General features: G+C 65.1%; 12 protein-coding genes. 5 read left to right on the top strand and 7 right to left on the bottom strand.

What is annotated here, in order from left to right; translation table 11 throughout:
• Position 1 precedes the first annotated feature (1 nt).
• From ACK4FJ_RS12470 to ACK4FJ_RS12460, 3 genes are read left to right on the top strand one after another with little or no spacing between them, the layout of a single operon-like run.
• Positions 2–1,033 (top strand): SMP-30/gluconolactonase/LRE family protein, encoded by a 1,032-nt coding sequence (locus ACK4FJ_RS12470; RefSeq protein ID WP_409766941.1) that lies wholly within the window; start codon positions 2–4, stop codon positions 1,031–1,033.
• Positions 1,030–1,608 (top strand): cupin domain-containing protein, encoded by a 579-nt coding sequence (locus ACK4FJ_RS12465; RefSeq protein WP_409766939.1) that lies wholly within the window; start codon positions 1,030–1,032, stop codon positions 1,606–1,608. The genes ACK4FJ_RS12470 and ACK4FJ_RS12465 overlap by 4 nt, the downstream gene beginning before the upstream one ends.
• Before the next feature lie 17 nt (positions 1,609–1,625).
• Complete coding sequence (locus ACK4FJ_RS12460; protein WP_409766937.1) at positions 1,626–3,611, top strand: acetoacetate--CoA ligase; 1,986 nt, start codon at positions 1,626–1,628, stop codon at positions 3,609–3,611.
• Here the strand turns inward: ACK4FJ_RS12460 and ACK4FJ_RS12455 are convergent.
• Positions 3,608–4,516 (bottom strand): DMT family transporter, encoded by a 909-nt coding sequence (locus tag ACK4FJ_RS12455; RefSeq protein WP_409766935.1) that lies wholly within the window; start codon positions 4,514–4,516, stop codon positions 3,608–3,610. The two genes, ACK4FJ_RS12460 and ACK4FJ_RS12455, sit on opposite strands and share 4 nt — an antisense overlap.
• 144 nt (positions 4,517–4,660) lie before the next feature.
• Here ACK4FJ_RS12455 and ACK4FJ_RS12450 point away from each other — a divergent pair, with 144 nt between their 5' ends.
• Entirely contained in the window at positions 4,661–6,907 is a 2,247-nt protein-coding gene (locus ACK4FJ_RS12450; protein ID WP_409766933.1) for a molybdopterin cofactor-binding domain-containing protein, read from the top strand.
• On the opposite strand, the gene ACK4FJ_RS12445 is transcribed toward ACK4FJ_RS12450, so the two are convergent.
• The 6 genes from ACK4FJ_RS12445 to ACK4FJ_RS12420 form a co-directional block, all read right to left on the bottom strand.
• Complete coding sequence (locus ACK4FJ_RS12445; RefSeq protein WP_409766931.1) at positions 6,904–7,281, bottom strand: DUF1850 domain-containing protein; 378 nt, start codon at positions 7,279–7,281, stop codon at positions 6,904–6,906. The two genes, ACK4FJ_RS12450 and ACK4FJ_RS12445, sit on opposite strands and share 4 nt — an antisense overlap.
• 13 nt (positions 7,282–7,294) lie before the next feature.
• On the bottom strand, positions 7,295–9,364 hold the full coding sequence (locus ACK4FJ_RS12440; protein ID WP_409766929.1) for a TRAP transporter permease: 2,070 nt from the start codon (positions 9,362–9,364) through the stop codon (positions 7,295–7,297).
• Between the two features lie 81 nt (positions 9,365–9,445).
• Positions 9,446–10,408 carry a TAXI family TRAP transporter solute-binding subunit gene (locus ACK4FJ_RS12435; protein ID WP_409766926.1) on the bottom strand — a complete coding sequence of 321 codons (963 nt, stop codon included), beginning with the start codon at positions 10,406–10,408 and terminating at the stop codon, positions 9,446–9,448.
• Positions 10,409–10,456: 48 nt separating this feature from the next.
• Complete coding sequence (locus ACK4FJ_RS12430) at positions 10,457–12,298, bottom strand: glycoside hydrolase (RefSeq protein ID WP_409766924.1); 1,842 nt, start codon at positions 12,296–12,298, stop codon at positions 10,457–10,459.
• A gap of 50 nt (positions 12,299–12,348) precedes the next feature.
• The gene (locus tag ACK4FJ_RS12425; protein ID WP_409766922.1) at positions 12,349–14,988 is read right to left on the bottom strand and encodes a glycosyltransferase; all 2,640 of its coding nucleotides are present in this window, start codon (positions 14,986–14,988) and stop codon (positions 12,349–12,351) included.
• Between the two features lie 189 nt (positions 14,989–15,177).
• Positions 15,178–15,663: an Lrp/AsnC family transcriptional regulator gene (locus ACK4FJ_RS12420; protein ID WP_409766920.1), complete on the bottom strand. Its 486-nt coding sequence runs from the start codon at positions 15,661–15,663 to the stop codon at positions 15,178–15,180.
• A gap of 128 nt (positions 15,664–15,791) precedes the next feature.
• Between ACK4FJ_RS12420 and ACK4FJ_RS12415 the strand changes: the two genes are divergently transcribed.
• On the top strand, positions 15,792–16,766 hold the full coding sequence (locus ACK4FJ_RS12415) for a DMT family transporter (protein WP_409766918.1): 975 nt from the start codon (positions 15,792–15,794) through the stop codon (positions 16,764–16,766).
• Positions 16,767–16,772: the final 6 nt, after the last annotated feature.

Raw genomic sequence — 16,772 nt, 5'->3', positions numbered from 1 at the left:
CATGCCCACCGTCAATCCGCTGAAAGGATTCCGCCTCACCCGTGATGACCTGAGCTTCATCGGCCACGACCTGCAGCGGCCGGAATGCATCCTGGCCGAACCCGATGGCACGCTGTGGTCGGCCGATGCCCGCGGCGGCGTGATGCGCATAGCCCCCGACGGCAGTCAGCGCCTGATCGCCCAGCAGGCCGACAGCCACTTCGCCGGCACGTCCGACTTGGCCAAACGCTTCACCGAGGGCACGCTGCCCAACGGCCTGGCCTTCGCCCGCAATGGCGACATCCTGATCTCGAATTTCGGCACCGACCGGCTGGAAGTGATGGACCGCGAGGGCCGCAGCCGCGTGCTGTATGACAGCATCGACGGACGGCCCATCGGCAAGGTCAATTTTGTGCTGCGCGATTCCAAAGACCGCATCTGGCTCACCGTCTCCACCCGCATCAAGAACTGGATGGAGGCCATACGGCCCGGCATCGACGATGGTTTCATCGCCCTGGCCGATGAGCGCGGTCTGCGCATCGTGGCCGACGGCCTGCATTTCACCAACGAAATCCGCTTCGATGCCCGCGAGGAATATCTCTACGCCGTGGAAACCTGCGGCCGCCGCATCACCCGCTTCCGCGCTGCTCCTGACGGCAGCCTGGGAAACCGCGAGGTTTTTGGCACCGGCGATTTCGGCCCGGCCGGCTTTCCCGATGGCTGCGCCTTCGACTCCTATGGCAATCTCTGGGTCACCCTGGTGATGGCGGAAAAACTGATCGCGCTCACACCCGAGGGCGAGATGCTGACCTTGTTCGATGACGGCAACCCGCAGGCCATTGCCGCGCTGGAAGCCGCCTATCAGGCCGGCAAGGCCACACCCGATCTGATGATGGCGACCCGCAGCAGCGTCACGCCCTGGATCGCCAGCGTCACTTTCGGCGGCCCCGATCTGCGCAATGCCTATATCGGCACCCTGTTCGGCACCAACATCCCGTGGTTCCGCAGCCCGGTTGCCGGCCTGCCCATGGTGCACTGGAAGGACCGCCCATGAACCGCACACCCCGCCGCATCGTCACCGGTCATGATGCCAACGGAAAATCCGTCGTCACCATGGATACCGCCATGCAGCCGACCCTGGAAAAGCCCGAGATCGGCGTCGCCTTCTACGAAATCTGGAACACCGCCGGCAGCCCGGTGCGCGTCGATAATGGCGCCGACCCGACGTCTCGCCCGCTGCAGATCGAGCCACCCAAACAGGGCAGCATCATCCGCTTCGTCGATTTCGGTCCGAAACAGGCCGCCCGCCCACCGATGACGCGCGAGATGGCGGAAGCCGCCTTCGCCCTGGTCGGTTCGGCCCATGCCGCGACCTGGAAACCCGACAGCCCGCATCCGATGATGCACCGCACGGAATCGGTGGATTACGGCATCGTGGTGTTCGGCGAGATCGTGCTGGTACTCGACGACGGCTCGCGCACGCATCTGAAGGCCGGCGACGTGGTGGTGCAGCGCGGCACCGACCATGCCTGGGAAAATCCGTCCGAGATCAATCCGGCACGCATGGCCTTCATCCTGCTGGATGGTGCATTTTCTCCCGAGATCGCTAAGCTGATCGAAAAGGCTTGAGAATCCCCGGAGGAAACATGAGCGCGAGCGACGCCCCAGCCCTGTTATGGTCCCCCTCGGCCGAACGGATCGGCCGCAGCCGGCTGCGCCATTACATGGTCTGGCTGAAGCGCGATCGCGGCCGCGATTTCGCCGATTACGACGCATTGTGGCGCTGGTCGGTCAGCGACCTGGAAGGCTTCTGGGCCTCGCTGTGGGATTATTTCGAAATCAGGGCGCACAAGCCCTATACGAAAATCCTGGGCAAACGCGAGATGCCCGGCGCGGAATGGTTCACCGGCGCCGAGGTGAATTTCGTCGACCAGGTGCTGCGGCACGAGACCGATGCGCGGCCGGCCATTCTTTATGCCTCGGAAACGCAGCCGCTACGGCAGATGTCCTGGCGCGAACTGCGCGAAAAGGTCGGCAGCATGGCTGCCTATCTGCGTGGCCGGGGCATCGGCCGCGGCGACCGCGTGGTGGCTTATGCGCCGAACACGCCGGAAACCATCATCGCCTTCCTCGCCACCGCCAGCATCGGCGCGATCTGGTCGGTCTGCTCGCCCGACATGGGCCTGAATGCGGTACTCGACCGCTTTCGCCAGATCGAACCCAGGGCGCTGTTTGCCGTGCCGTCCTGCGACTATAACGGCAAGCATCATGACAAGGGCGACGTTCTGGCCGAGATGGTCGCCGCCCTGCCCAGCCTGAGCGACCTGATCCTGATGCCGGGCAGCACGAGCCAGCTAGTACCCGCCAATGTGCAAACCGGCAGCTGGGCCTCCATCGTTGCCAGGCCCGCCGAACTGAAAGTCGAACCCGTGCCCTTCGACCATCCGCTCTGGGTGGTCTATTCCTCTGGCACTACCGGCCTGCCCAAGCCGATCGTGCATGGCCATGGCGGCATCCTGATGGTCATCATGGCGATGATGGCCCTGCATAACGACATCGGCCCCGACGATGTCTTCCACTGGTATTCCAGCACCGGCTGGATCATGTGGAACGCCCAGGTCTCGGGTCTGCTGGTCGGCGCCACCATAGCGCTGTATGACGGCGCGCCCAGTTATCCGGACTGGACCACGCTCTGGCGTTTTGTCGGCGAGACGAAAGCCACCTTCTTCGGCGCTGGCGCCGCCTTTTACGCCAATTGCCAGAAAGCCGGCGTGAAGCCACGGCAGATCGCCGACCTGTCGCATCTGCGCAGCGTCGGCTCGACCGGCTCGCCATTGTCGAAAGAGTCTTACGCCTGGATTTACGGTGAACTCGGCCAGGATGTCTGGCTCACCTCGATTTCCGGCGGCACCGATTTCGCCGGTGCCTTCGTGGCCGGCTGCGTCATGCTGCCGGTCTATGCCGGCGAGATGCAGGTGCGCTGCCTCGGCGCCGACATCCAGGCTTATGACGACCAGGGCAAGCCGCTGGATAACGAAGTGGGCGAACTGGTCTGCGTCTCGCCCATTCCGTCGATGCCGCTGTTCCTGTGGAACGACAAGGACGGCCAGCGCTATCGCGACAGCTATTTCGACATGTATCCCGGGGTCTGGCGCCATGGCGACTGGATCCGGATCACGCCACGTGGCGGCGCGGTGATCTATGGCCGTTCGGATGCCACCATCAACCGCTATGGCCTGCGGCTGGGCACGGCGGAAATCTATCGCGCGGTCGAGGAACTGCCGGAAATCCTCGACAGCCTGGTGATCGACCTCGAATATCTGGGCCGCGATTCCTACATGCCGCTGTTCGTGGTGCTGCGCCCGGGAATCACGCTGGATGCCGCGCTGAAGGATCGTATCAACCAGGCGATCCGCAAGGCGGTGTCGGCACGCTTCGTGCCGAACGATATCTTCCAGGTGGCGGAAGTGCCGCGAACATTGTCGGGCAAGAAACTGGAAGTGCCGGTGAAGAAGATCCTGCTCGGCCAGCCGGCCGAAAAGGTCTCCAATCCTGGCACCATGGCCAATCCCGGCAGCCTGGCCTGGTTCGTCGATTTCGCGGCGAAGCGCGCGGCCAGTTCGGCGGCCTAACCGGCCTTGATCTGCGCGCGGCGCGCCAGCAGGATACCGCCCAGCACCACCACGCCACCCGCGACCTGCAGCGGCTGCAAGCCCTCGCCCAGCCAGAGCCAGCCGAAGAAGGCGGCAGCCACCGGCTGGATCAGCACCACCAGCGAGGAAAACGATGCCGGCAGGTGGCCCAGCGCATAGGCGATCAGGCTCTGGCCCAGGGCATGGCTGATCCAGGCCAGGCCGAACAGAATGGCCCAGCCGGTCAGCGTCGGCGGCAGCAGGCCCTCGCCCATCACCCATACCATCGGCAGCAGAGCCAGGCCGCTGACTAGGCTGGACCACAGCATCAGTTGCTGCGTGCTGTGCCGGCCGCGCAGCTTGGCTACCGCGATCATGTATGCGCCATAGAAGATGGCAGTGGTGAAGGCGAGCATGTCGCCGAACACATAATCGCCGCCAAGCTGGAAGCTGGCGCCGACCAGCATCAGCGCGCCGCAGATCGACACCAGCAGGGCAACCAGGAAGGATGGCGTGATCTTCTCGCGCAGGACCAGCCAGGCCCCCAGCGTCACGATCACCGGCGCGAAGTTGCTCAGCAGCGTGGCATTGGCCACCGTGGTGTACTGGATCGACAGGTGCCAGAAGAACAGGTCTCCGGCGAACAGCAGGCCGGGAATCAGGATCAGGCCCAACGGCGGCAGGCCCGGTGTGTCCATGCTTTTTGCACTGGCGGGCCGGAACTGCCAGAACAGCCAGAGCGGCGGCACGGCCAGGATGGTGCGATAGAAGCCGGTCGCCGTCGGCCCCACTTCCGACAGGCGCACGAAAATTGGCGAAAAGGCGATGGCAAGCGCGCCGATCACCAGCCCGGCCAGGGCAAGGCGCTGGCCGCGGGTGACCACTTTGACAGACGGGGACGACATGGCGAACGGTATCGTTATGAATGATGCACCGGCTTAGCCCTGCCGCGGCGGAAACACAACCGCGACAATGTCCGCAGATTGCATCTTTGCGTATGTCATGGCTGGCCTGTATCCTGTCCCGGTCCGTCGCCCCGGGAGATGCCGATGCCTTCCGCACGCTCCGAGAACCGTGCCGCTTCATTCTCGCCCACCCGTCGCGGTTTGCTGCGTGGCGCCGGGCTGACGGCGGGCGGACTGCTGATCGGGATGTCGCTGCCGCCCGTGGCGCGCGGCCAGACCGCGGTATCGGTTCCCCTGGTCGCCCGCCTCAATGCCTGGCTGCATATCGGCCGCGACGACCGCATCACATTCCTGATCGACCGTTCCGAGATGGGCCAGGGCGCCCATACCGGGCTGGCCACCCTGCTGGCCGAAGAACTGAACGTCGATCCGCTGAAGGTGATCATCCGCAATGCGCCGGCCGACAAGGCCTACCGCAACGTCTACATGATCAAGAGCATGTTGAGCGGCGGCAAGGCCGAAAGCCTGAGCGGCCTGCCGCTCTGGGGCCTGGAACAGCTCGGCCGCCTGATCGGCCAGCAGGTGACCGGCGGTTCGACATCGATCCGCGGCGGCTTCGACAGCCTGCGCCGCGCCGGTGCCGAAGCCCGGCTGCGTCTGGTGCAGGCTGCCGCCGAGCGCTGGGGCGTAGCGCCTGCCGAATGCGAGTCCGCCGACGGCATGGTGCGGCATCCATCCAGCAACCGCAGCCTCAGCTACGGCGCGCTGGCCGATGCTGCCTCCGCGCTGGATGTGCCCGACAATGTCGCGCTCAAGCCGCGCGCGGACTGGCGCTTGATCGGCCGGCATGATCGCCGCGTGGATACGTTTGAAAAGATCAATGGCGCCGCCGATTTCGGCCTCGATGTGCGCGAGCCCGATCAATTGTTCGCTGCCATTCGCTGGGCGCCGGCTTTCGGCGCCACGCTGAAATCGCTCGACGACAAAGCTGCGCTGGCCCGGCCGGGCGTGCGCGCCGTGGTGCCGCTGGCTGACGGCTTCGCCGTGGTGGCCGACAACACCTGGCGTGCCATGCAGGCCTGCGATGCCGTGACGGCGGAATGGACCCGGCCGGAGGTGGATGGCGGCTTCGACGATGCCATGCTCTGGCGCCGGCTGAATTCGATGGTCGACACCGAAGGCAAGGAAGCGCATAAGGCTGGCGATGTCGACAAGGCTCTGGGCGCGGCAGCCACCGTGATCAGCGCCGATTACCGTTTGCCTTTCCTGGCGCATGCCACCATGGAACCGATGAATGCCACCGTGCGCATCGGCCCCGATGGCGTCGATGTCTGGGCGCCGACCCAGGCCCAGACCATGGCGCAGAAGGCGGCCGCCGCGGCGACCGGCGTGTCGGAAGACCGCGTACGCATCCACACCACCTATCTGGGCGGCGGTTTCGGCCGGCGCGCCGAAGCCGATTTCGTTGCCGTTGCCGCCGCCGTGGCCAAGGCGGTGACCGGCAAATCGGTACAAGTGATGTGGCCACGCGAGCAGGACATGCGGCGCGATTTCTACCGCCCCGCCGCCCTGCACCGGGTGAAGCTGGGCCTCGATGCCCAGGGCCGGCTGGTGGCGTGGAAACACGCGCTGGCATCGCCCTCGATCATGAAGCGCATCTTCGCCGCCGCCACCTGGCTGGGCCCGGACGAGACCGCCATCGAAGGCTGTCTGGACGGAACCTATGCCATTCCCAATACGGCGGTGAAATACGTTGCCGTCGACACACCGGTTCCGGTCGGCTTCTGGCGTTCGGTCGGTCATTCGCATTCCGCCTTCGTGAAGGAAAGCCTGATCGACGAGGCCGCCCATGCCACGAAACAGGATCCGCTCGAATACCGCCTGCAATTGCTCGCCAGCCGGCCGCGCCATCGTCGCGTGCTGGAACTGGCCGCGACAAAAGCCGGCTGGGCCTCGGCGCTGAACGAGGGCCAGGGCCGCGGCATCGCCCTGCATGAAAGCTTCGGCAGTATCGTCGCCATGGTCGCGCAGGTGGCCATCCGCGATGGCAATCTGGCCATCGAGCGCATCACCGTCGCCGCCGATGCCGGCACGGTGGTCAATCCTGCCATCGTGAAGGCGCAGCTTTCCGGCGGCGCCATATTCGGCCTGACCGCGGCTCTGCATGGCAGCATCACTCTGAAGGATGCCGCCGTGCAGGAAGGCAATTTCGATACCTATCGCATGCTGCAGATGGCCGACACGCCGCCTGTCGAGGTCCATCTGGTGGACAGCGACGCGCCGCCCGGCGGCATCGGCGAGCCCGGCGTGCCGCCGGTGGCGCCAGCGCTGACCAATGCGATCTTCGCCGCCAGCGGCAAACGCCTGCGCGCCCTGCCGGTCAGCCTCTAGGGACAGGGCTTGAGTTTCGCGTCCTGATCCGGCGCGCTGCCCGGAAAATAACTGCCAACCGCGCGGCAGGCGCCGTCGATGCAGATATGCCAGTCGCTGCCGGTGAAGCCGGAGCGGGTCAGGATCATTTCCGGCTGCGGCGGTCGCTGCGGCCGCCAGACCCAGAAACCATTCTCCAGCACGGCATTCTCGCCCGGCTCCATGCCCGCGCCGCTGCCCTGCACGGCGGCACGTTCCAGCCGCAATCCTTCGGGCGTGGCGCGCCAGGTCTCGCGCCACTCGGTCTTCTGCACGCTGTGGGTCCAGCGCAGCTCTGCCATGTCGGCGCCGAGCGCGACAATTGCCGCTCCCAGCGCCAGGCAGAGCCCCGTCATCGCGTACCCGCCATCAGGCGGCCGCCTTGCTCCGCCTGGTCTTCCACCAGTGGAAAGCCAGGAAGCCGACGGTAAGCGCAGCGGCGACCTCGTCGGTGACCGGCAGGGCCACCACGAACATGAAGGCCGCCACCGTGGCCCAGATGCGCTCCGGCCAGTTCATGGGGCCAATCAGCCAGGCGCTGGCCGCCCCACCCCACAGGGCCACGGCGATCACTGCCTTCACCAGTACATAGGCGGTGTCATACCATTCGCCGCCCTGCAGCATCAGCGCCGGCGTATAGACCGCCATGAAGGGCACCACATAGCCGGCAATGCCGATCTTGGTTGCCGTGAAGGCGATCTTCATGTGGCTTTCCTTGGCGATTGACGACGCGGCCAGGGCGGCGAGCGCCACCGGCGGCGTCAGGTCGGCCATGATGCCGAAGTAGAACACGAACATGTGCGCGACCAGGATCGGCACGCCCATCTCGGTCAGCACCGGCGCGGCCATGGCGCTGGTGATGATGTAGTTCGGAATGGTGGGAATGCCGGTTCCCAGGATGATGCAGGTCACCATGGTCATCACCAGGGCCAGCAGCAGATTGTCGCCGGCCACGGCCAGGATGCCGCGCGCCAGCTCGTTGGCCAGGCCCGTCATCTGCGAGATGCCGACCAGGATACCGACCAGCGCGCAGGCCATGCCGACGCCGAGCGCGCCTTTGGCGGCATCGGCGAAGCTGAGCATCAGCATCTTCTGGGTCTCGCGGCCGCCCTTGGTGAACCAGGTGAGCGCCACCAGCAGGCCGATCATCACCACAGCCAGGCTTTCGATGCGCAGGCCCGAGAACCGGTACAGCACGGCGGCACAGACACCGAGGCCGAGCCAGAACAGGACGCGGTACCACATCACCTTCATCTGCCCGCTGGCCTGCTGGCCGAGGATCAGCACGGCAGTCAGGGCCATGCCCATGGTGCCGGCGAAAAGCGGCGTGAAGCCGGAGAACAGCAGGTAGACCAGCACGGCCAGCGGCAGCAGCAGGTACCAGCGGGTGAACAGTGCCTGCAGCGCGTTCGGGCATTCTTCCTTCGGCAGGCCCAGCAGATTGGCGCGGCCGGCTTCCAGATGGACCATCCAGAACGCCGAGAAGAAATACAGCAGCGCGGGAATCACCGCCGCCAGCGCGACTTCGGAATAAGGTATGCCGATGGTCTCGGCCATGATGAAGGCCACGGCGCCCATCACCGGCGGCATGATCTGGCCACCCATCGAGGCGCAGGCCTCCACCGCGCCGGCGAAGCGCGGGCGATAGCCGAACCGCATCATCAGCTTGATGGTGAACTGGCCGGTGGTCAGCACGTTGGCGACGCCGGAGCCGTTGATGGTGCCCATCAGGCCCGACGAGATCACCGCCACCTTGGCCGGCCCGCCTTTCTGGTGGCCCACCGTGCCGAGCGCCAGGTCGTTGAACAGGTTGATCATGCCGGCGCGCTCAAGCAGGGCACCGAACAGGATGAACAGGAAGATGAAGGTGGCGGAGACAAAGGTCGGCGTGCCGAGGATGCCCTCGGTGCCGAAATAGAGCGTGTCGATCACCTGCTCGAAATCGAACCCGCGATGGACCAGGAAGCCGGGCAGGTCACGGCCGAACAGGGCATAGGGAATGAACAGGGCGCAGAGCAGCGGCAGTTCCCAGCCCATGATCCGGCGCGCGCCTTCCAGCACCAGCAGGGTGGTGATGGCGCCGATCACCAGGTCGACGGTGTTGGGATCGCCCGCCCGCAGGATCAGGTCGGTCTCGAAAATCCAGTGATAGAAGGCAATGGCGAAACCGGTCAGCGCCAGCACCCAGTCATACCAGGGCGCGCGGTCGGCATAGCTGCCGCGCTTGGCGCGGAACAGCAGGAAGGTCAGCAGCAGCAGGAAACCGACATGCACGCTGCGCAGAACGATCGACGAGATCGGGCTGAAACCCGCCGTGATGATCTGAAAAAAGGAGAAGACGATGGCGAACAGGATCACCGCGCGCCCCTGCCAGCCGGCCAGGGCCGCGCCATGTCCGGGATTCTCGCGATCGGCGATCGTTGCTGTCTCGTTACTCATTCGACTTCCCCTCGGCTTCTCAAAAAAACGCCGGCGCCTATCGATGATCGGCGCCGGCGTGCACTCATTCGCGGTCGCTGCTTACTTCAGCAGCCCCGCTTCCTTGTAGTACTTCTCCGCACCCGGATGCAGCGGCACCGGCGGGTTGGCGGCCATCTTGGCCTTCACGATGCCCTTGGCGGCGGAATGCGCCGCATAGAGCTGGTCCAGGCCCTCGACCATCGACTTGGTCATCTTGTAGGCGAGATCGTTGCTGACCTTGTTGGTGGTGACGAAGTAGTTGCCCACAGCGGCGGCCGGCACGGCGGCATCCTGGCCCTTGTAGGTGCCTGCCGGGATCGTGTCGGTCAGATAGGCCGGATCGCCGATCTTCTTCACCACATCGGCCGGAACCGGCACGATGACGATGTCGATCGAGTTGGCGAGGTCGCGGATCGAGGCGACGCCCAGGCCGGCCGACTGCAGCGTGACGTCGATCTGGCGGTTCTTCATCAGGTCGACCGATTCACCGAAGCCGAGATACTCGACCTTAGCGAAATCCTTGTAGGTCAGGCCGGCGGCACCGAGCACGGCGCGGGCATTGATCTCGGTGCCCGATTTCGGCGCGCCGACGGAGATACGCTTGCCCTTCAGGTCGGCGAGCGTCTTGATGCCCGAATCCTTGCTGGCGACGATCTGGATGTAGTTGTTGTAGGCGGCGGCAATCACCCGCAGCGATGTCAGCTTCTGCGGGAAGCCGGCTTCGGCGTCGCCCTTCCAGGCATTCGACAGCGTGTCGCCCAGCGTCAGCGCGATTTCGCCCTTGCTGGTATTGAGCAGGTTGAGATTCTCGACGCTGGCCTTGGTCGGCTGCACCTGCACCTTGGCGTTCGGAATCGCCTTGGTGTAGACGTTCGACAGCGCAACACCGATCGGATAATAGGCGCCCGAGGTGCCGCCAGTCAGAATGTTGACGAAATCCTGCGCCTTGGCCGAGCCCGCGGCGACGGCAAGGGACAGGGACAGCGCCGCAGCGGCGACAAATGTCCGGCGGGTATGGCTCATAAGGTTCCTCCCAGAACTTACGTTACGTCAAACGGGTGAGCGTCGGTTTTACCGGCTGGGAGGGGATAGGGCAATTGCTTTGTCCGCCGGGCCGGCCCCGGATCCGGCAGCGTTTCCGGCCATGCTGCGGCCCATCAACAGGTTACCCAGCAGCGGCACCGTGTAGAGGACCATGATGGCACACCAGTATATTGCCTCGCGGTTGTGCAACGTTTCGATCAGGAGCACCAGTACTGGCAGGCTCAGCAGCAGGAAGACCAGCACCGCCTCCCAGCCCATCCGCAATCCAGAGTCAGATGCCGCATAAGGGCGCGCGAAGCCTGCGGCCAGGGCGAACCTCACCAGGCCGCCGTCACGCCCGCCACTGAGCAGGCGCAGCATGAGAAAGCCAGCAATCGGCAGCAGGAAATAGTCGATCGGAAAATCCCGGTAGCGGCCGGCGACGACCAGCATGATGCCGTGATAGACGGCCCAGAGCGCCAGCACGCCGTAAAGCCATTCCGCCAGCCGCGCGCGCTGCAGCGCCGCGAAGCTGGCGAGCGTGTCGGCGTCGGCCCGCGCACGGCCGAATCCGAATTGAAGCGGCCCGAAACGGCGCAGCTCGGCAAGGCTGTGGCCCAGGCTGCGCAAAGGTGTCGCTGATCCGCGCCCAGCCAGACGATCGAGCAGCTCGGCAAACAGCAGGGCGGCGAACACGCCCTGCATCGCGGCCAGCACCGCGAATTCGATCAGGTGGCGCGGTGAATAATTGTATTCCAGGCCATGCTCGATGGCGGCGCCCAGCAGGGCGCCAAGCCCCTGCGCGAACAGCACGGCAGTCAGCATCGCACGCGGCGGCAGGGCCGCCAGCTGCTGCGCGCGCACCACCATCAGGATCAGGCCAATCAACAGCGACAGGCCGGCGAATAGCGGCCATTGCGGCAGGTTGGATACCTTGCCGCCGATCTCGAATTTTGGCTGCCGCACTTCGTCCAGCACGCCCCAGGCCGCGCCGACGGTGCCCTCCAGGCGTTCCTTCCATGGCTGGTCGAAAGCCTCGACCAGGTTGTAGGAAAGATTCTCGCGTTCGGCCAATTGCAGAAAGTCGGTGATGAAGCCGGCGGCCTCGATGGGCGACGGGATAGCCTCGCGGCGCGAACGGCCCTGGCTGGGCCAGCCTACTTCGCCGATCACCACCGGCTTGCCCGGCAGCCTGGCCTGCACGGTGCGATAGACATCCATGATATGCGGCATGGAATGGGCGACACCGATCGGCATGTCTTCCCAATAGGGCAGGAAATGCACGGTGACGAAATCGACCTCGTCCAGCAGCTGCGGGAAGCGCAGCCAGAATTCCCACACATCGGCATAGGTCACGGGCTGCTTCACGGCCGCCTTCACCTTGCGAATCTGCGCGATCAGCTGATCGACCGTGAGGTCCTTGCGCAGCAGAACCTCGTTGCCGACGATCACCGACTTGATGGTATCGGGATACTGGTTGGCCAGCTTGATGCCCGCCTCCACCTCGGCCGCATTGATATCTGCTTCGCGGCCAAGCCAGATGCCCTGCATCACCTGCAGCCCGTACTTGCCCGCCTTTGCCGGTACGACTTCCAGCCCTTCGCGTGCCGTATAGGTCCGCACGCCGCGGGTGATGCCCTGCAGGCTGGCCAGATCCTCTTCCACCTGTTCGGCGGAAGGATAAACTTTATTCAGCGGCCCCTGCCCGCGCCGGAATGGCGCAAAGGACAGGCTTTCGATCATGCCGATCTTGGGTCCGGCGGGATCGTGCCCCACCTGCACCGGCCGGTTCGGCAGCCACCAGGCCAGAATGGTGAGGCCCGCCGCCAATACGACGCTCAACAGCAGCAGCAGGAAGCGGGTGGCCGGCTTCGGTGTCGGCGCATGCATGTCTGGATCCGTTACGCTAGAGAACAGCCGAGATCATAACCATGGCCCGATCATTGGGCTGGCGTGCCTTCGGCGGGTGTGGCGGCAGCGGTCGTATTCTGGACCGGTGCGGTTGCCCCCTTGCTGGGGGGCTTCGGCGCGGTGCTGATTCCCGCCAGAACCAGCGAAGCCCAGTACGGCACGGACTGCGCCCACATCACGATGGCCCAGAGCCGCGCCTCGGGATCCTCGCCGCCCTGGAAATTCCACATGCCGATGCCGGCCAGCACCAGCAGAACCGCCAGCAGCACCTCTTCCTGCGCCATGATCAGCGCCTGCACGAAAGCGGCCTGGTCCTCGTGTTTGGGCGTGCGGATGAAGGGCAGCTTGGAGGTGAATAAGCCATACAGCATCGCCTTGGCGATGGTGTAGGTCAGCGCCAGACCGGCAAGGCCGGCGCCCAGGCGTTGGCGCAGGGTGCAGGGCACGCGGATTTTATAAAGCCAGAGGAACTGCGCCAGCTTGGCGCCGAACACCGCCACCACCGGCAGCAGGAACAGGGCCAGCGGCAGCTCGAAATATTTCGGCAGCACCAGCACGCCCACCGTCCAGACCAGTGAGGCGATGGCGAAGACCAGACCCAGCGCATCGGCGAACCACGGCATCCAGCCCGTGATGAAGTGATACCGCTGCATCGGATCGAGCTTGCGTTCGTCGCCCGGCAGCATGTCGCGCCAGTGCCGCTTGATGATCTGCACCGCGCCATACGCCCAGCGGAAACGCTGGCTCTTGTAACCGCCGAAACTGTCTGGGGTCAGGCCGTAGCCGAAGCGGCGGTCGGTGTAGACCGAATGCCAGCCACCGGCCAGCAGGCGCAGGCCCATCTCGGCATCCTCGCAGATGCACCACTCGGCCCAGATGCCGACATGATCGATGGCGGCCTTGCGCACCAGGGTCATGGTGCCGTGCTGGATGATGGCGTCGCGCTCGTTGCGCTGAACCATGCCGATCTGGAAGAAACCGGCATATTCCCAGTTGATGAACTCCTTGAAGGTATCGTCCTTCCAGTCGTAATGGTCCTGCGGCGCCTGCACGAAGCCGATATCGGCGCGGTCGAAATACGGCACCAGGGACTTCAGCCAGTCGGGTTCGACAAGGTAGTCGGCGTCGATCACGCCGACGATTTCGGCATCTTTTGCGGTATGCCGCAGGGCGAAGTTCAGCGCGCCTGCCTTGAAGCCCTTCAGCGGCGAGACGTGGAAGAAGCGGAAGCGTTCGCCCAGTTGCCGGCAATATTCCTCGACCGGCCGCCAGACCTTCTCGTCCTTGGTGTTGTTGTCGATCACCAGCACTTCGAAATTCTGGTAATCCAGCCGCGCCAGGGCATCGAGGGTTTTTTTCAGCATCTCCGGCGGCTCGTTATAGGCCGGAATATGGATCGAGACCTTGGGCCAGTTGCGTTCGATATCGGTCTTGAAGGGCAGGAAATGGCGCTGGCGCCGGTTGGCCCAGATCACTTCCGACAATTCCAGACCCTCGGCCAGCACCACCATGAACAGCAGCAGCAGCAGCGGCAGCAACATCGCCCACATCAGCGCGATGCCGGGGCTCATGTAACTGCTTAGGCCGGAATCCACCACCATCACCAGCGCACTGGTCACGACCTGGATCAGGGCGATGAAGAAGAAGCGGCCGGAGAAGCGCAGGTCGGCCCAGCGTGCCAGGAACCAGGCCATCAGCGGCAGGGCCAGCAGGATCGAGGCGGCGGCAAGTTGCGGCCAGTGCGGCCGGTCGCTGACCGGCCCCACCATGGGGAATTTCGGTGTGCGGTCCGCGTTATAGACGCCCCAGTAGGCACCGACCGAACCTTCGATGTTGCGCTTCCATGGCTGGTCGAAGGCTTCCTGGATGAAATAGTCCAGGCCGCGCTGGTTGGCGATGTTGAGGAAGCCGCGCAGGAAGCCGGCCTGGCTGGTCGGGCTGGGCACGGCATCGCGGCGGATGCGGCCTTCCGATGGCCAGCCGATTTCGGTGATCACCACCTTCTTGGTCGGGAAGGCATCCTTCACCTGCTGGTAACGCGACAGTGCGTATTCCACGGCCTTGTCCGGCGCCTGGCCTTCCCAGTAGGGCAGCAGGTGAATGGCGATGAAATCGACCTCGCGGCCGAGCTGGGGATAGCGTAGCCAGATGTCCCAGGTTTCGGCGGTGGAAACCTCAATATTCTTGCCGGCCAGTCCGGTGCGCACGCGGCGGATATAACCGACCAGATCCTCGATCGGCATGTCGGCGCGCAGCAGTGTTTCGTTGCCGACCAGCACGCGGCGGATGTTGCTGTGGCTGCTAGCAGCGGCGATCAGCGCCTCGACTTCCTGCTCGTTGCGCTCCAGCCGGCCGTCGAGCCAGATGCCCTGCATCACTTCCAGACCATAGCGGCCGGCGATCTTGGCGATCTCGCCCTGGCCGTCCAGCATCGAGTAGGTGCGGATCTGCTTCACCTGGCCGGACAGCAGTTGCATGTCGCGGTCGATCTCGGCCTCGCTGGGGAAACGGTTGTTGCGCGGATCCTGGTCGGCACGGAACGGCGAGTAGTCGACGCCGTTGATCACCTCGCCCCAGGGCCGCGGCTCGATCGAACGGTTCATGTAGGCCCAGCCGGCCAGATTGAGGATGGCGACCAGGAAAAGGACAAGAAGTCCCGAATAGCGCATGACGGCCTGCAGCAGATACGAACCACGATCCCGACCGGCAGCGCTCCGTATCGTCCCGCCCCGCTCCGTGCCGTTTCCGGCGGCGCAGTGATTAGGCAGGCAATATGGCGGCTTTGCGGCGGTCGCCGGACTATACGGTGACGTCCGAAAAGAGTCGAGGGGACGGCGGTTTATCCGGCCCGGCGACGGTCAGTCCCGACCCAGATGCCCAAGCGGCAGCGGCGCGTCGATCTTGACCGGCCGGATCACGAAATTCGAACGCACATCCTTCACCATCGGCAGGCTCAGGAGCCGTTCGGTCAGCAGTTCCTCATAGGCCGCGAGGTCGGGCACCACCACCTCTGCCACGAAATCCGCGTCGCCCGACACCATATGGGCCGCCACCACTTCCGGAATCGCCTCCAGCAGGCGCTGGTGCATGGCGGCATTCTCGGTGGAATGCTTCTCGACCTTGATGTCCACATAGATGGTCAGGCCCAGCCCGACCTTGCGGCGATCCAGCACGGCGCGATAGCCGCGGATATAGCCGTCCTGTTCCAGCCGCTTCACCCGCCGCAGGCATGGCGACGGCGACAGGCCGACTTTTTCCGCCAGATCGACATTGCTGAGCCGGCCGTCTTCCTGCAGGGCGGCAAGAATCTTGTGGTCGAAGGCGTCGAGCGAGGAGTTTGGCATGATATGCCTAAAAGTGAACTTGAATTGCGTGGATATTGCTCAAATCATGCCACAACAGGCAGGAATAGCAAGGACATGCTCAGGCATTGCGGGCCATTCTGCCGTCACCTCAACCACGGAAATGCATCATGACCACCCATAGCAGCCTCGCTGCCTCCGGCTCACAGGCCCAACCGGAACCGCGCCATGTCGAGCCGGCCCGCCTGCTGGGCGCGGCGACCGCCCTGTTCACCGTCATCCTCTGGGCGGCCGGCCTGGTCGCCACCCGCTTCGGTGTCACCGGCAGCCTGACGCTCTGGGATGTGATCTTCCTGCGCCTGCTGCTGCCGGCCCTGGTGCTGCTGCCCGTGCTGTTGCGCCATCCGCCGCGTTCGGCCACAGAGCCGCGCCACCCCCTGCTGCTGGCCGTGCTGGTCGGCGGCGCCGGCCTGCCCTTCATCCTGACCAGCAGCGGCGGCATGGTCTTCGCGCCGGCCGCCCATGCCGGCGCCCTGCTGCCCGGCATGATGCCGCTCTTCGCCGCCCTGCTGGCCGTTTTGCTGCTGGGCGAGCGGTTCACGCCGTCGCGCCGGCTCGGCATGGGCCTGATGCTGGCCGGCGCCATGGCGGTCGGCGGCTGGCAGGTGCTGCATGACGCAGGCGAGACCTGGCGCGGCGATCTGATGTTCGTGGCCGCCGGCGCCATGTGGGCCTGCTACACCATCGCCATGAAGAAAAGCGGCCTGGGCGTCTGGCAGGCCGCCGCCCTGGTCTATGTGGTTTCCTTCCTGGCCTATCTGCCGGTCTATCTGCTGGCGCTGGACAGCCGGCTGCTGGCCGCGCCGCTGTTCGAGATCGGCGTGCAGCTTTTCCAGTCGGTCGCCTCCGGCCTGCTCAGTATGGCGGCCTATGGCTTCGCCGTGCGCCGGCTGGGTGCCGCCCGCGCTTCCGCCTTCGGCGCGCTCACGCCCGCCCTCACCGCCCTGCTCGCCATTCCGCTGCTCGGCGAATGGCCCGGTCCCGTCACCTGGGCCGGCATCGCCGCCGTCAGCCTCGGCGTCGCGCTGGCCAATGGAGCATTGTCTCTGGGGGCCTTTTCCCGCTACATTCCTCCTAACCGTTAAGGAGGT

The sequence above is a fragment of the Ferrovibrio sp. genome (assembly GCF_046297595.1).
In the GTDB taxonomy this organism is placed as follows: Bacteria; Pseudomonadota; Alphaproteobacteria; order Ferrovibrionales; family Ferrovibrionaceae; genus Ferrovibrio.
This window is presented reverse-complemented; position numbering and strand designations above follow the sequence as displayed.

Bases quoted from the DNA above. Each gene is read 5' to 3' on its own strand.
- ACK4FJ_RS12465 (WP_409766939.1), top strand. From the start codon at position 1,030: ATGAACCGCACACCCCGCCGCATCGTCACCGGTCATGATGCCAACGGA.
- ACK4FJ_RS12415 (WP_409766918.1), top strand. From the start codon at position 15,792: ATGACCACCCATAGCAGCCTCGCTGCCTCCGGCTCACAGGCCCAACCG.
- ACK4FJ_RS12460 (WP_409766937.1), top strand. From the start codon at position 1,626: ATGAGCGCGAGCGACGCCCCAGCCCTGTTATGGTCCCCCTCGGCCGAA.
- ACK4FJ_RS12425 (WP_409766922.1), bottom strand. From the start codon at position 14,988: ATGCGCTATTCGGGACTTCTTGTCCTTTTCCTGGTCGCCATCCTCAAT.
- ACK4FJ_RS12445 (WP_409766931.1), bottom strand. From the start codon at position 7,281: ATGACGGGGCTCTGCCTGGCGCTGGGAGCGGCAATTGTCGCGCTCGGC.
- ACK4FJ_RS12450 (WP_409766933.1), top strand. From the start codon at position 4,661: ATGCCTTCCGCACGCTCCGAGAACCGTGCCGCTTCATTCTCGCCCACC.
- ACK4FJ_RS12420 (WP_409766920.1), bottom strand. From the start codon at position 15,663: ATGCCAAACTCCTCGCTCGACGCCTTCGACCACAAGATTCTTGCCGCC.
- ACK4FJ_RS12435 (WP_409766926.1), bottom strand. From the start codon at position 10,408: ATGAGCCATACCCGCCGGACATTTGTCGCCGCTGCGGCGCTGTCCCTG.
- ACK4FJ_RS12440 (WP_409766929.1), bottom strand. From the start codon at position 9,364: ATGAGTAACGAGACAGCAACGATCGCCGATCGCGAGAATCCCGGACAT.
- ACK4FJ_RS12455 (WP_409766935.1), bottom strand. From the start codon at position 4,516: ATGTCGTCCCCGTCTGTCAAAGTGGTCACCCGCGGCCAGCGCCTTGCC.
- ACK4FJ_RS12430 (WP_409766924.1), bottom strand. From the start codon at position 12,298: ATGCATGCGCCGACACCGAAGCCGGCCACCCGCTTCCTGCTGCTGCTG.
- ACK4FJ_RS12470 (WP_409766941.1), top strand. From the start codon at position 2: ATGCCCACCGTCAATCCGCTGAAAGGATTCCGCCTCACCCGTGATGAC.